Origin of the sequence: Luteimonas flava, assembly GCF_036584485.1 — a bacterium.
Classification (GTDB): domain Bacteria; phylum Pseudomonadota; class Gammaproteobacteria; order Xanthomonadales; family Xanthomonadaceae; genus Luteimonas; species Luteimonas flava.
Map to the genome: position 1 here is coordinate 902,533 of NZ_JAZHBM010000001.1, position 14,467 is coordinate 916,999.

Annotated in this window: 10 protein-coding genes; 9 read left to right on the forward strand and 1 reads right to left on the reverse strand. The window is 67.6% G+C overall.

The genetic code is table 11. The features are described from left to right. The first annotated feature begins 42 nt into the window (after nt 1-42). From grpE to dnaJ, 3 genes are all read left to right on the forward strand, one after another. Nucleotides 43-573 carry a nucleotide exchange factor GrpE gene (grpE, locus tag V3391_RS04375; RefSeq protein WP_332077186.1) on the forward strand — a complete coding sequence of 177 codons (531 nt, stop codon included), beginning with the start codon at nt 43-45 and terminating at the stop codon, nt 571-573. Nucleotides 574-706: 133 nt separating this feature from the next. Then, a complete protein-coding gene (gene dnaK, locus V3391_RS04380) occupies nt 707-2,623 on the forward strand; it encodes a molecular chaperone DnaK (protein WP_332077187.1) in 1,917 nt (638 codons plus the stop codon). Nucleotides 2,624-2,762: 139 nt separating this feature from the next. Continuing rightward, nucleotides 2,763-3,899, forward strand: a complete 1,137-nt coding sequence (gene dnaJ / locus V3391_RS04385; RefSeq protein WP_332077188.1) for a molecular chaperone DnaJ — start codon at nt 2,763-2,765, stop codon at nt 3,897-3,899. Between the two features lie 1,124 nt (nt 3,900-5,023). On the opposite strand, the gene V3391_RS04390 is transcribed toward dnaJ, so the two are convergent. After that, nucleotides 5,024-5,785 carry a 3-oxoacyl-ACP reductase gene (locus V3391_RS04390; RefSeq protein WP_332077189.1) on the reverse strand — a complete coding sequence of 254 codons (762 nt, stop codon included), beginning with the start codon at nt 5,783-5,785 and terminating at the stop codon, nt 5,024-5,026. A gap of 189 nt (nt 5,786-5,974) precedes the next feature. Here V3391_RS04390 and dapB point away from each other — a divergent pair, with 189 nt between their 5' ends. The 6 genes from dapB (at nt 5,975) to recJ (ending at nt 14,440) form a co-directional block, all read left to right on the forward strand. Next, a complete protein-coding gene (gene dapB, locus V3391_RS04395; RefSeq protein WP_332077190.1) occupies nt 5,975-6,700 on the forward strand; it encodes a 4-hydroxy-tetrahydrodipicolinate reductase in 726 nt (241 codons plus the stop codon). Between the two features lie 151 nt (nt 6,701-6,851). After that, complete coding sequence (gene carA, locus V3391_RS04400; protein ID WP_332077191.1) at nt 6,852-7,988, forward strand: glutamine-hydrolyzing carbamoyl-phosphate synthase small subunit; 1,137 nt, start codon at nt 6,852-6,854, stop codon at nt 7,986-7,988. 1 nt (nt 7,989) lies between these two features. Next, nucleotides 7,990-11,259, forward strand: coding sequence for a carbamoyl-phosphate synthase large subunit (gene carB / locus V3391_RS04405; RefSeq protein WP_332077192.1), 3,270 nt, complete (start codon nt 7,990-7,992; stop codon nt 11,257-11,259). 25 nt (nt 11,260-11,284) lie between these two features. Then, on the forward strand, nt 11,285-11,749 hold the full coding sequence (gene greA / locus V3391_RS04410; protein WP_465074692.1) for a transcription elongation factor GreA: 465 nt from the start codon (nt 11,285-11,287) through the stop codon (nt 11,747-11,749). A gap of 4 nt (nt 11,750-11,753) precedes the next feature. Next, nucleotides 11,754-12,713: a phosphoglycerate mutase gene (locus V3391_RS04415; protein ID WP_332077193.1), complete on the forward strand. Its 960-nt coding sequence runs from the start codon at nt 11,754-11,756 to the stop codon at nt 12,711-12,713. After that, a complete protein-coding gene (recJ, locus tag V3391_RS04420; protein WP_425497193.1) occupies nt 12,710-14,440 on the forward strand; it encodes a single-stranded-DNA-specific exonuclease RecJ in 1,731 nt (576 codons plus the stop codon). Before V3391_RS04415 ends, recJ begins: the two co-directional genes overlap by 4 nt. Nucleotides 14,441-14,467 lie beyond the last annotated feature (27 nt).

Sequence of the window (14,467 nt, forward strand, 5' to 3'; positions counted from 1 at the left end):
GCTGGTGCCGTCGGCGGCCAGACGACCGCCCCGGAACCCGACATGACCCAGCAGCACGATTCGCAGTCCCCCGATTTCCACGAGACCGACGGCCCGGACGCGGCCTCGGTCGAGCAGCAACTGGCCGACCAGGTCGAGCGCCTGACCGGCGAGCTCGAACAGCTCCGCGCGCAGGTCCTGCTCGAACGCGCCGATCTCGAGAACCAGCGCAAGCGCCTGGCCCGTGAGGTCGAGAGCGCGCGCCGCTTCGCCAACGAGCGTCTGCTGGCTGCGCTGGTGCCGGTGTTCGATGCGCTGGAGGCCGGCCTCGCCAATGCCTCGGATACCGATCCGCTGCGCAGCGGCGTCGAGCTCACGCTGCGCGAGCTGACCAAGGCGACCGAGTCCAACGGTCTGGCCACGCTGGCGCCGGCGCCGGGCGACGTGTTCAACCCCGAACACCACCAGGCGATGAGCATCGTCGAGGTGCCGGGCGTGGCGCCGGGCGCGGTGGCCCAGGTCTTCCAGAAGGGCTACCTGCTCAACGAGCGCCTGTTGCGGCCGGCCATGGTCGTCGTCGCCAAGGCTGACTGAACGCCCCGGGCCCCGGCCCGACCCCGGATTCCGATACGTCGCACCGCTTGAACGCTGTGTTGCGTGTCCCCAGATCACGGTCATCGACGGCCCCGGCCGTCACCCAGACACACATCATTCAGAGGAAGCAGCAATGGCAAAGATCATCGGCATCGACCTCGGCACGACGAACTCGTGCGTGGCGATCATGGACGGCGGCAAGGCCAAGGTCATCGAGAACAGCGAGGGCGATCGCACCACGCCGTCGATCGTCGCCTACACCAAGGACGGCGAAGTGCTGGTGGGCGCGTCGGCCAAGCGTCAGGCCGTGACCAATCCCAACAACACCTTCTTCGCGGTCAAGCGCCTGATCGGCCGCAAGTTCAAGGACGCCGAGGTCCAGAAGGACATCGGCCTGGTGCCGTACAAGATCCTCGAGCACGACAATGGCGACGCCTGGGTGTCGACCAGCGATGGCAAGCGCCTGTCCGCGCAGGAAGTCTCCGCGCGCATTCTCGAGAAGATGAAGAAGACCGCCGAGGATTACCTGGGCGAGAAGGTCACCGAAGCCGTGATCACGGTGCCGGCCTACTTCAACGACAGCCAGCGCCAGGCGACCAAGGACGCGGGCCGCATCGCCGGTCTCGACGTCAAGCGCATCATCAACGAGCCCACAGCGGCTGCACTGGCCTATGGCCTCGACAAGTCCGGCGGCGACCGCAAGATCGCCGTGTACGACCTCGGCGGCGGTACGTTCGACGTGTCGATCATCGAGATCGCCGAAGTCGACGGCGAGAAGCAGTTCGAAGTGCTGGCCACCAACGGTGACACCTTCCTCGGCGGCGAAGACTTCGACGCGCGCGTCATCGATTATCTCGTCGAAGAGTTCAACAAGGACCAGGGCATCGACCTGCGCAAGGATCCGTTGGCGCTGCAGCGTCTGAAGGATGCGGCCGAGCGCGCGAAGATCGAGCTCTCGTCCTCGCAGCAGACCGAAGTGAACCTGCCGTACGTCACCGCCGACGCTTCGGGCCCGAAGCACCTCAACATCAAGCTGACCCGCGCCAAGCTCGAGTCGTTGGTCGAGGAGCTGGTGCGCAAGACGATCGAGCCGTGCCGCACCGCGCTCAACGACGCCGGCCTGCGCGCGTCCGACATCAACGAGGTGATCCTCGTCGGTGGCCAGACCCGCATGCCCAAGGTGCAGGCGGCGGTCGCCGAGTTCTTCGGCAAGGAACCGCGCAAGGACGTGAACCCCGACGAGGCCGTTGCGATCGGCGCGGCAGTGCAGGGCGGCGTGCTGGCCGGTGACGTCAAGGACGTGCTGCTGCTCGACGTGACCCCGCTGAGCCTCGGCATCGAGACCCTGGGCGGTGTGTTCACCAAGATCATCGAGAAGAACACCACGATCCCGACCAAGGCCTCGCAGACGTTCTCCACCGCCGACGACAACCAGTCGGCCGTGACCGTGCACGTGCTGCAGGGCGAGCGCGAGCAGGCCCGCTTCAACAAGTCGCTGGCCCGCTTCGATCTCACCGGGATCGATGCCGCGCCGCGCGGCATGCCGCAGGTCGAGGTGTCGTTCGACATCGACGCCAACGGCATCCTCCACGTGTCGGCCAAGGACAAGAAGACCAACAAGGAACAGAAGGTCGAGATCAAGGCCGGTTCGGGCCTGTCGGACGACGAGATCGCCCGGATGGTCGCCGACGCCGAAGCGCACCGCGAAGACGACAAGAAGTTCCAGGAACTCGTCGGCGCACGCAACCAAGCCGATGCGCTGGTGCACGCCACCCGCAGCGCGATCAAGGACAACGGCGACAAGGTGCCGGGCGACGTGATCGGCAATGCGGAAGCCGCGATCGCCGAAGTCGAAACCGCGATGAAGGGCGACGACAAGGCGCAGATCGAAGCCAAGTCCAAGCACCTCGAAGAGGTCGCGCAGCAGCTGTTCGCGGCCGCCGGCGCAGCCGGACAGGGCGACGCCGGCGCGGCTTCGGGCGATGCGCCGAAGTCCGACGACGTCGTCGATGCCGAGTTCACCGAGGTCAAGGACGACGAGAAGAAGTAAGTCGGTACCGCCGCGGCCCCGCCGCGGCGTTTCGGCCGGAACCCCGGCATCGCGCGCGCTTTGGGCGCGGTGGTGTCGGGCGACCGGCTTCCGTTTTTAACGAGGCCGTCCCTGCGACGGTCCCTGCGACCGGTTTTCCATGAGCAAACGCGATTACTACGAAGTGCTGGGCGTCACCCGCAGCGCGACCGAAGACGAACTGAAGAAGGCCTACCGCCGTTGCGCGATGAAGTACCACCCTGACCGCAATCCCGGCGACGCGAGTGCCGAGGCGGCGTTCAAGGAGTGCAAGGAGGCCTACGAGGTCCTGTCGGACGGCGGCAAGCGGCGGATGTACGACCAGCATGGACATGCCGCGTTCGAGCACGGCATGGGCGGCGGCAATGCCGGCCCGGGCTTCGGCGGCGGCGCCGACATGGGCGACATCTTCGGTGACATCTTCGGCAACATTTTCGGCGGGGGAGGCGGTCGCGGCGGTCCGCGTCGTGGCGCCGACATCGGTTACGTGATGGAGCTCGATCTCGAGGATGCGGTGGCCGGTGTCGAGAAGCGGGTCGAACTGCCGACGCTCGCCGGTTGCGATGACTGCGACGGCAGCGGCTCGGAGGACGGGAAGCGCGAAACCTGTTCGACCTGCGCCGGTCGCGGCCAGGTGCGCATGCAGCGCGGCATCTTCACGATGCAGCAGGCATGCCCGCATTGCGGCGGCCAGGGGCAGATCATCGCCAACCCGTGCAAGACCTGCCACGGCGCCGGTCGCGTCGAGGAAGAAAAGGTGTTGTCGGTGAAGGTGCCTGCGGGCGTCGACACCGGCGACCGCATCCGTCTCGCCGGCGAGGGCGAGGCCGGTCCGGCCGGTTCGCCGCCGGGCGATCTGTACGTCGAAGTGCGCGTGCGTCCGCATGCGATCTTCCAGCGCGACGGCGACGACCTGCATTGCGAAGTCCCGGTGCGCATCTCGCAGGCCGCGCTGGGCGACATCGTGCGCGTGCCCACGCTCGGCGGTGAAGCGGAGATCCGCGTGCCCGCCGAGACGCAGACCGGCAAGGTGTTCCGCCTGCGCGACAAGGGCGTCAAGTCGGTGCGCAGCCGCAGCCCCGGCGATCTGTACTGCAAGGTCGTCGTCGAGACGCCGGTGAATCTGACCAAGGAGCAGCGCGAGCTGCTGGCGCAGTTCGAGACCACCTTCACCGGTGAGAACGCACACCGGCATTCGCCGAAGTCCAGCACCTTCATGGACGGGGTGAAGGGCTTCTGGGATCGCATGACATCCTGAGTCCTGCGATTGTTCGATCGACACGCCCGGCCCTGCGCCGGGCGTTTTCGTTTCTGCGGTCGACACAGGGTGTCCGGTCGCGAACGCAGCTTCCCGGGTGTGCCGCGCGACCCGCCGCGGTGATCCACAGAAGGTGTGGATCAACTGTCGACAAAGCTGTGGATAAGCAGTCCAAGTGCGCGTTTGCATTGGGCGACGGCACGCTGGTCACGTCGTCGCCACTGTGACGTCGCGCACATGGACCGGGCGCGGTGGCCGATCCGCTCGATCCCCGCCGTGGCGGGCTTCGTGGCACAGGACCGCGCGAAAACGCTTGACGTCAGCGCCGGATGCGCCTAGCCGGCCTGCTGTCCACATCCGGTGTGGATGGACTGTGGGTCAAGGTGTGGATAAGCGTGTCGAACGGCGTCGTCTCCGGGCGCCGACATCGTGGTGATTTTCTGCTCAGGCGCGCGGTGCGGGCCTGTTTGCGGCCTTGACCTGCGCACGCGGTGGTGCAGTCGCGCGCGGTTGGCACCCTGCCGGTGGGCCGACAGACTCCAGCGCGTGGCGCACGGGCGGAACGGCTCGCTGGAATCGGGTCGGCCGACATCGATAGCGGTCGCCAATCATCGCTGCGTGCAGGCCCGTCGAAGGGATTGACCCGGAGGCATCCGTCGCGTAGCGGCGCGGTTCTCCACAGCGCATGTGGACCGTCTGACGACAAAGTTGTGGATAAGCATCACGCGCCGCGCTGCGACGGCCCTCGAAACACGTGGTGATTTGTTCACCACCTGCCTGCATGTGTGCGGACACGGCGCTTGACCCGCGCACGCGCTTCGTCATCGCGGCGCGCGGTGCCCGATCTCACGCATGGTTCGACCGCATGCAAGGTGCAGTCGCGCTTGACCAGCCCGCGACAACCGCCTAGCCGGCCGGTCATCCACAGTGCTTGTGGATGATTCGATGACAAGTCTGTGGGTAAGCGTCATGAAGCCGGCCGTGTCGCGACGCCCACGACGCTGGTCATTGTTTGACCAGTGCAGCGAAGGGGGTTCGAGACGCCGCTTGACCCGCGCATCGTGATCCGCATGCGCAACGTGCGCGCGCCAAGTGCCGGTTCGAGGTCGGCGCGGATGGAACACTCAGTCGCGTACGAGCCCGCCGTCGACCACCAGGTTCTGTCCGGTGACCGCGCGCGACCACGGCGAGGCGAAGAACAGCGCCGCGTCGGCGAACTCGGCCGGCGTGGTCACGCTGCGCAGTGGCGTGTTCGCGGCGATGTAGTCGAACACCGCCTCGGGTGTCGCGGCGCTGGCGTCGGTGGTGCGCAGCAGGCCGCCGGACAGCATGTTGACAGTGATGCCGTCCGGGCCGAGATCGCCGGCGAGCGTGCGGGTCAACGAGAGCAGCGCAGCCTTCGCGGCCGTGTAGTCGTGATACGGCACCACCGGGTTCTGGAACAGGTTGGTGCCGATGTTGATGACGCGTCCGAAGGCGTGGGCGCACATGCCCGGCAGTGCGGCCTGCACGGTGTTCAAGGCACCGCGCACGCTGCCTTCGAACTGCGTGGCGAATGCGGGCCAGTCGATCGTGTCGGCTTTCGCGCGTGCATCGCCGTCGAACGCGAAATCGACCAGCGCATTGTTGACGACGGTGGTGATGTCGGCGCCGAAGTGTGCGCGCGCTTGCGAATGGAGCGCGTCGACCTGTACGCGGTCGGTGATGTCGGCCTGCAGCGCGATCGCACGCGTCCCGATCTGCGCGGCCAGCGCATCGGCCGCCTCGCGGCTGCGCCGGTAGTTGACGATCACACGCGCACCTTCGCGGGCGAACGCAAGGGCGATCTCGCGGCCGAGGCCCCGGCCTGCGCCGGTGACGAGGACGATCTGTTCGGACAACTGCATGACGGGGCTCGCGGCACGGGGGCCGTCAGCGTAGCGCCCGCCTGCGCGGACCGCCGAAGTCTTGCGCGCGACCGCTTCCCGTCGACGGACGCGCCGCTAGAATGCGGACATGAGCATCCTTGGCCCGCAGTCCACTCCGTCCATCGTCCCGCAACGCGGGCGCCGCACCCGTGCCATGGAGCCGCAGGCATGAGCACGCGACCGCGGATTCTCGTGCACGGCGCGTCTGGTCGCATGGGCCAGGCGTTGCTGCGGCTGGCGGCGGGACGCGAGGATCTCGACATCGTCGCCGCGGTGTCGGGGCGCCCGCCGAAACAGCGGGTCATCGACGGCGTGCCGTATTTCGGTGCGTCCGAGCTCGGCGGCGCGCCCACCTTCGACGTCGCCATCGATTTCAGTCTGCCGGGCGGGTTCGATCCGCTGCTCGCGCTGTGCATCAAACGCGGCGCGGCGCTGGTCTCGGGCACCACCGGCCTCGATGACGCGCAACGTGCCGCGCTCGACGCGGCCGCGGCGACGATTCCGGTGCTCTGGGCATCGAACTTCAGTCTGGGTGTCGCGGTGCTCGAAGATCTGGTTGCGCGCGCGGCCGCGGTGCTGCCGGGCTGGGACTGCGACATCGTCGAATCGCACCATACGCGCAAGCTCGATGCGCCATCGGGTACCGCACTGACGCTGGGCGAAGCCGCGGCCGGGCAGGGCGCGACGCCGCACTACGCCTCGATCCGCGCGGGCGACATCGTCGGCGAGCATTTGGTGCAGTTCACCAGCGTGGGCGAGCGCATCGAGCTGGTGCACCGGGCGACGAACCGCGACATTTTCGCCAGTGGCGCGCTGCACGTGGCGGCGCGTCTGGCCGGCCGTGCGCCGCGCCGTTACGCCATTGCCGACCTGCTGGGCGACGCTGCGGCCTGATTTCCGCGCCCGTATCACTGAACGCATCCGTCACATCGCTGGCGCGGGACGGGGTGCATCGGTACAATTCTCGCTCGCCTGAACCCCAAACCTCCGGACCGGTTTCCACCGCTCTGGCGGTTTCCTGCAACCTGACGTAGGCGAAGACCTCGTGACAGATTCCGCAATTCTCGTCCTTGAAGACGGCACCGTGTTCGAGGGCGTTTCCGTGGGCGCCCCCGGGCTTTCCGTCGGTGAAGTGGTGTTTAACACCGCGATGACCGGCTACCAGGAAGTGCTGAGCGATCCCTCGTACGCGCGCCAGCTGGTGACGCTGACCTATCCGCATATCGGCAATACCGGCTGCACCGATCAGGACGACGAAGCGTCTAAGGTCTGGGCGTCGGGCCTCATCGTGCGCAACGTGCCGCGCCGTCCGAGCAGCTGGCGCAGCCAGGTGTCGTTGCCCGAGTGGCTGCGCGCACGTGGCATCGTCGCCATCTCCGAAATCGACACCCGCAAGCTGACGCGCCTGCTGCGCGACCGCGGTTCGATGAACGGTGCGGTGATGGCCGGCGACGTGAATGTCGAACAGGCGCTCGAGGCCGCGCGCAAGTTCCCGGGCCTCAAGGGCATGGATCTGGCGAAGGTCGTCAGCACGACCGAGCGTTACAGCTGGACCGATGGCCAGCTCGATCTCGACAGCAACGCCTTCGTTACCCTGCCTGCGAAGTTCAAGGTCGTGGCCTACGACTACGGCGTGAAGACCAACATCCTGCGCATGCTGGCCGAGCGCGGCTGCGAACTGACGGTGGTGCCGGCGCAGACGCCCGCCGACGAAGTGCTCGCGCTGAAGCCCGATGGCGTGTTCCTGTCGAACGGCCCCGGTGATCCGGAACCTTGCGATTACGCGGTCGACGCGATCCGCAGCTTCATCGACGCCAAACTGCCGACCTTCGGCATCTGCCTCGGCCACCAGCTGCTGGCGCTCGCCGCCGGCGCGAAGACGCTGAAGATGCCGCACGGGCATCACGGCGCGAACCATCCGGTGCAGGATCTGGATTCGGGCAAGGTGCTGATCACCTCGCAGAACCACGGCTTCGCCGTCGACGAGGCCTCGCTGCCGGCCAATGTGCGCGTGACCCATCGTTCGCTGTTCGATGGCACCAACCAGGGCATCGCGCTCACCGACGCACCTGCCTTCAGCTTCCAGGGTCACCCGGAAGCCTCGCCCGGTCCCCACGATGTCGCGCCGCTGTTCGATCGGTTCGTCGCGTCGATGCACAACAAGAACGCCGAGAGCCGCTGACATGCCAAAGCGCACTGATATCCAGACCATCCTCATCATCGGCGCCGGCCCGATCGTCATCGGCCAGGCCTGCGAGTTCGATTACTCTGGCGCGCAGGCGTGCAAGGCGCTGCGCGACGAGGGCTACCGCGTGGTGCTGGTCAACAGCAATCCCGCGACGATCATGACCGACCCGGAGATGGCCGACGCGGTCTACATCGAGCCGATCAACTGGCAGACGGTCGAGAAGATCATCGCCAAGGAAAAGCCCGACGCGCTGCTGCCGACGATGGGCGGCCAGACCGCGCTCAACTGCGCGCTCGATCTCGCCGATCACGGCGTGCTGGAGAAGTACAACGTCGAGCTGATCGGCGCCAAGCGCGAAGCGATCCGCATGGCCGAAGACCGCGAGCTGTTCCGCGTGGCGATGGGCGAGATCGATCTCGAATGCCCGCGCGCCGAAGTGGCGCACACGCTCGAGGAAGCGATCGATATCCAGACGCGCGTCGGCTATCCGACGATCATCCGTCCGAGCTTTACCCTCGGCGGTTCGGGCGGCGGCATCGCCTACAACCGCGAGGAACTGGTCGACATCGTGACCCGCGGTCTCGAGCTGTCGCCCACCACCGAAGTGCTGGTCGAGGAATCGGTGCTGGGCTGGAAGGAATTCGAGATGGAAGTGGTCCGCGACACCGCGGACAACTGCATCATCGTCTGCTCGATCGAGAACCTCGATCCGATGGGCGTGCACACCGGTGACTCGATCACCGTCGCGCCGGCGCAGACGCTGACCGACAAGGAATACCAGCGCCTGCGCAATGCGTCGGTCGCGGTGCTGCGCAAGATCGGCGTCGACACCGGCGGTTCGAACGTGCAGTTCGGCATCAATCCGAAAGACGGCCGCGTGGTCGTCATCGAAATGAATCCGCGCGTGTCGCGCTCGTCGGCGCTGGCGTCGAAGGCCACCGGTTTCCCGATCGCCAAGGTCGCGGCCAAGCTCGCCGTCGGTTACACGCTCGACGAACTCAAGAACGAGATCACCGGCGGCAAGACCCCGGCCTCGTTCGAGCCGTCGATCGATTACGTGGTCACCAAGATTCCGCGCTTCGCGTTCGAGAAGTTCCCGCAGGCCGATGCGCGCCTGACCACGCAGATGAAGTCGGTCGGCGAAGTCATGGCGATGGGCCGCACCTTCCAGGAATCGATGCAGAAGGCGCTGCGCGGTCTGGAAACGGGCAAGGTCGGCTTCGATCCCACCGGGCTGGATCTGACCAGTGATGACGACATGGCGACGCTGCGCCGCGAAGTGCGCGAGCCGGGTCCCGAGCGTCTGTTCTATCTGGCCGATGCGTTCCGCGCCGGCCTGTCGGTTGAGGACGTCTACGCACTGTCCTATGTCGACCACTGGTTCCTCGACCAGATCGAAGAGCTGATCACGACCGAGGCCGAGGTGGCCGCTGCCGGCATCGATGCGCTCGACAAGGCGCGCGTGCGTGCGCTCAAGCGCATGGGCTTCTCCGATGCGCGTCTGTCGCAGCTGCTGGGTACCGACGAGCAGGCGATCCGTGCGCTGCGCCGTGCGTTCGGCGTGCGCCCGGTCTACAAGCGCGTCGACTCCTGCGCGGCCGAGTTCGCCACCGACACCGCGTACCTGTATTCGACCTACGAGGACGAGTGCGAGGCGCAGCCGACCGGCCGCGACAAGATCATGGTGCTCGGCGGCGGTCCCAACCGCATCGGCCAGGGCATCGAGTTCGACTACTGCTGCGTGCACGCGGCGCTCGCGCTGCGCGAGGACGGGTACGAGACCATCATGGTCAACTGCAACCCGGAAACTGTGTCGACCGACTACGACACCTCCGACCGCCTGTATTTCGAGCCGCTCACCCTCGAAGACGTGCTGGAGATCGTTGAAGTCGAGAAGCCCAAGGGCGTGATCGTGCAGTACGGCGGTCAGACTCCGCTCAAGCTCGCGCGTGCGCTCGAAGCCAACGGCGTGCCGATCATCGGCACCTCGCCGGACTCGATCGATCTGGCCGAAGACCGCGAGCGTTTCCAGAAGCTGGTCGACGAGCTGGGCCTCAAGCAGCCGCCGAACCGCACCGCGCGCAACCCCGAGGAAGCGCTGGTGCTGGCGCGCGAGATCGGCTATCCGCTGGTCGTGCGTCCGAGCTACGTGCTCGGTGGCCGCGCGATGGAAGTGGTGCACGCCGATAGCGACCTCGCGCGCTACATGCGCGACGCGGTCAAGGTTTCGAACGACTCGCCTGTACTGCTCGACCGCTTCCTTGACAACGCGGTCGAGGTCGACATCGACGTCATCGCCGACCGCGAAGGCAACGTGCTGATCGGCGGCGTCATGGAACACATCGAGGAAGCCGGCGTGCATTCGGGCGATTCCTCGTGTTCGCTGCCGCCGTATTCGCTGTCGGCGGACGTGCAGGCGCGCCTGCGCGAGCAGGTCGTCGCCCTGGCGCGCGAGCTCAAGGTGATCGGCCTGATGAACACCCAGTTCGCGGTGCAGACCGACGACGACGGCGTTGATACGATCTTCCTGCTGGAAGTGAATCCGCGTGCCTCTCGCACGGTGCCGTTCGTGTCCAAGGCGATCGGCATGCCGCTGGCCAAGATCTCAGCGCGCTGCATGGCCGGCAAGACGCTGGCCGAGCAGGGCGCGACCACCGAAATCGTGCCCGAGTACTTCTCGGTCAAGGAAGCGATCTTCCCGTTCGCGAAGTTCCAGGGCGTCGACCCGATCCTCGGCCCGGAGATGCGCTCGACCGGTGAGGTCATGGGCGTGGGCGAGAGCTTCGGCGCGGCGTTCGCACGCGCGCAGGAAGCGGCGAGCATCAAGACGCCGCCGACCAGCGGCAAGGTGTTCGTGTCCGTGCGCGATCCCGACAAGAAGCGCGTGCTGCCCGTCGCCCGCGACATCATTGCGCGCGGCTACACGATCGTCGCGACCGCCGGCACCGCCAAGTGGCTGCGCGAACACGACATCGCCTGCGAGCAGATCAACAAGGTCGTCGAAGGCCGTCCGCACGTCGTCGATCTGATCAAGAACGGCGAGATCGCGTACATCGTCAACACGACCGAAGGCAAGCAGGCGATCTCCGACTCGTTCTCGATCCGTCGTGAGGCCCTGCAGCACCGGGTGACGTATTCGACCACCGTTGCCGGCGCCAAGGCCCTGCTGCATTCTCTGCAATTCCGCGGCAGCGGCCCGGTCTGGGCGCTGCAGGAACTGCACGCGCGCCTCCAGGGCGTCGCGGCAGCCACTTCAACGAACTGACGGAGGCACGCCCATGCGCGCACCCATGACCCTGCGCGGCGCCCAGCGCCTGCGCGAAGAGCTCGAAGAACTGAAGTCGGTCAAGCGTCCGGCGGTGATCGAGGCGATCTCCGAAGCGCGTGCGCACGGCGATCTCAAGGAGAATGCCGAGTACCACGCCGCGCGCGAGCAGCAGAGCTTCATCGAAGGTCGCATCAAGCAGCTCGAAGGCGAGCTGTCGCATGCGGATCTGATCGACGTGGCCAAACTCAACGCCGGTGACAAGGTGGTGTTCGGCGCGACCGTCGTCATCGCCGACACCGAGACCGACGAAGAGAAGCGCTACCAGATCGTCGGTGACCTCGAAGCCGACATCAAGAAGGGCCTGATCGCGATCTCCTCGCCGGTCGCCCGCGCGATGATCGGCAAGCACGAGGGCGACAGCGTCAGCATCGATGCGCCCGGCGGCTCGCGCGAGTACGACATCATCAGCGTCGAGTATCTCGGCTGAGCCGATGACGTCAGCCACCTTCCTGTTGCCCGCAGCCGCACGCTTCGGCGCGCAGCGCTGGCAACAGGACGTGTCGCGGGCGCTGGGACGCGCGGACGTCGCGTCGCTGGCGTCCGGCCGGCGTGCGCAACTCGCGCGGCACATCGAACTGCCGGGCGGCACGTGGCCGCTCGCGGCCCTGTCGCGGCAGGTCGATGTCGGCGATGCCGACGCGGCCGGCAGCGCGTGGTTGCGCGCCGATCCCGCGTGGTTGCGTCCCGACATCAACGGTGTGCGCCTGATGGCGCATGGCGACACGCTGGGCCTGACCCGCGAAGACTGCGAGGCATTGCTGCCGGCGCTGCAGCCGGTGTTCGGCGATGCCGGCTTCGCGCTCGACGCGCCCGATCCGGCCCGCTGGTATCTGCGTGTGCCGCGCGCGAGTCCGTTGCCCGAGTTTCTGGATCCGTCCGAAGCGCTGGGTACCGATCTCGCCGATCACGACGACGACAGCGCTCCCGCGCGCCGCTGGCGTGCGCTCGCGACGGAAGCGCAGATCATCCTGCACAACCATCCCTGGAATGCGCGCCGCGCCGCGGCCGGCAGGACGCCGGTCAATGCCTTGTGGTTCTGGGGCGGTGGCCCGCTGCCCGATGCGCGCGTGCACACGCGCAGCGCCCATGCGCAGGTCCACACCGACGATCCCACGCTGCACGCACTCGCCGCGAGCGCGACCACCGTCGCGTCATTGCCGCGGACGTTCCCGGAACCGCGTGACGCGGCGCTGTTCGATCTGGTGGGAGAACGCGATCTGCGCCGCCTGCAGACCGACTGGCTGCAGACGGCGCTCGCCGCGCTGGCGCGCGGCCAGTTGCGCACGCTGACGATCGACGACGAAGACGGCCATGTGCTGACGCTGCGCCGCTGGCATCGTCTGCGTGTCTGGCGTCGTCCGCGCTCCGCATCGCCGGCGGCGACGTCTTGAGAGCGCAGGCACCGACGATCCGCCGACGCGAGGCCGCGGTCGGCGAAGACTGGCCGTCGACCGTGCCGTCGCTGCTGCGGCGCATCTATGCCGCGCGCGGCGCGCATGATCTCGATGCCGCGCAGCCGAAACTCGCCGGCCTGCTGCCGCCCGATGCGCTGTCGAACATCGACGTCGCGACGGAACTGCTCGCCGACGCCATCCGCAAAGGCGAGCGCATTCTCGTGGTCGGCGATTTCGACTGCGACGGTGCGACGGCGTGCGCGGTCGCGGTGCGCGGGCTGCGCATGCTCGGCGCACGCGACATCGTGCACGCGGTGCCCAATCGCATCACCCACGGCTACGGCCTGTCGCCGGCGCTGGTCGAATCTTTGGCGCCCTTGGCGCCGTCGCTGCTGGTGACCGTCGATCACGGCATCGCCTGCCATGCCGGCATCGCCGCGGCGAAAGCGCTCGGCTGGCGCGTGCTGGTGACCGATCACCATCTGCCCGGTATCGAGCTCCCGCCGGCCGATGCGATCGTCAATCCGAACCTGCCGGGCGATACCTTCCCGAGCAAGATGCTGGCCGGCGTCGGCGTGATCTTCTACGTGCTGATGGCGCTGCGCGCGCGGCTGCGCGGGCAGGGCGATGCGCGCGCCGCGGAGGCGGATCTGGGCAGCCTGCTCGATCTCGTCGCGGTGGGCACCGTCGCCGATCTGGTGCCGTTGGACGCGAACAACCGCGCACTCGTGTCCGCGGGCCTGCGCCGCCTGCGCGCACGCCGCGGCTGCGCCGGGCTCAATGCATTGATCGAGGTCGCCGGTCGCGATGCCGCGCGTCTGACCGCGGCCGACATCGGGTTCGCGGTCGGCCCGCGGATCAATGCCGCGGGCCGGCTCGAAGACATGGCGATCGGCATCGAATGCCTGCTCAGTGACGACGGTGCGCATGCGCGCGATCTCGCCGCCACGCTGCACCAGATCAATGCCGAGCGCCGCGCGGTACAGCAGTCGATGCTCGACGACGCCGAAGCCGCCGTCGCCGGGCAGCCGCCGGTCGATCCGGCCAGCGCGGGTGTGTGCCTGTTCGACGCGGACTGGCATCCGGGCGTCGTGGGTCTGGTCGCGTCGAAGATGAAGGATGCGCTGCACCGTCCGGTGATCGCCTTCGCGCCCGCGGAACCCGACAGCGACCAGCTGCGCGGTTCGGCGCGTTCGATCCCCGGGCTGCACATCCGCGACGTGCTCGCGGCGGTCGACGCCGCGCATCCGGGCCTCATCGAACGCTTCGGCGGGCATGCGATGGCGGCTGGACTCACGCTGCAGCGCGACCGCCTCGACGCGTTCACCGAAGCGTTCCGCGCGACGGTTGAACAGATGCTCGACCCGGCTTTGCTACGCGCCGAGATCCTCACCGACGGCGCCTTGCGCGGCGACGAGTTCGACATCGTGCATGCCGCGCATCTGCGCGATGCCGGGCCGTGGGGGCAGGGCTTTCCCGAACCGCAGTTCGACGGGGAGTTCGCCGTCGTGGACTGGCGCGTGGTGGGGGCCCGGCATCTGAAGCTGACGCTGCGCCTCGACGGACACCCGAAGCCGCTGTCGGCAATCCATTTCGGCGGCTGGCGCGAGATCGCACCGTCCGCACGCGAGCGGATCGTCTACCGGCTCGCACCCGACGATTACCGCGGCGGCGATGCGGTGCAGCTGGTCGTCGAACATCGCGAACCGCTCGGCGCCGTCTGACGCGATCGGTCCGTCACGTGCGGAATC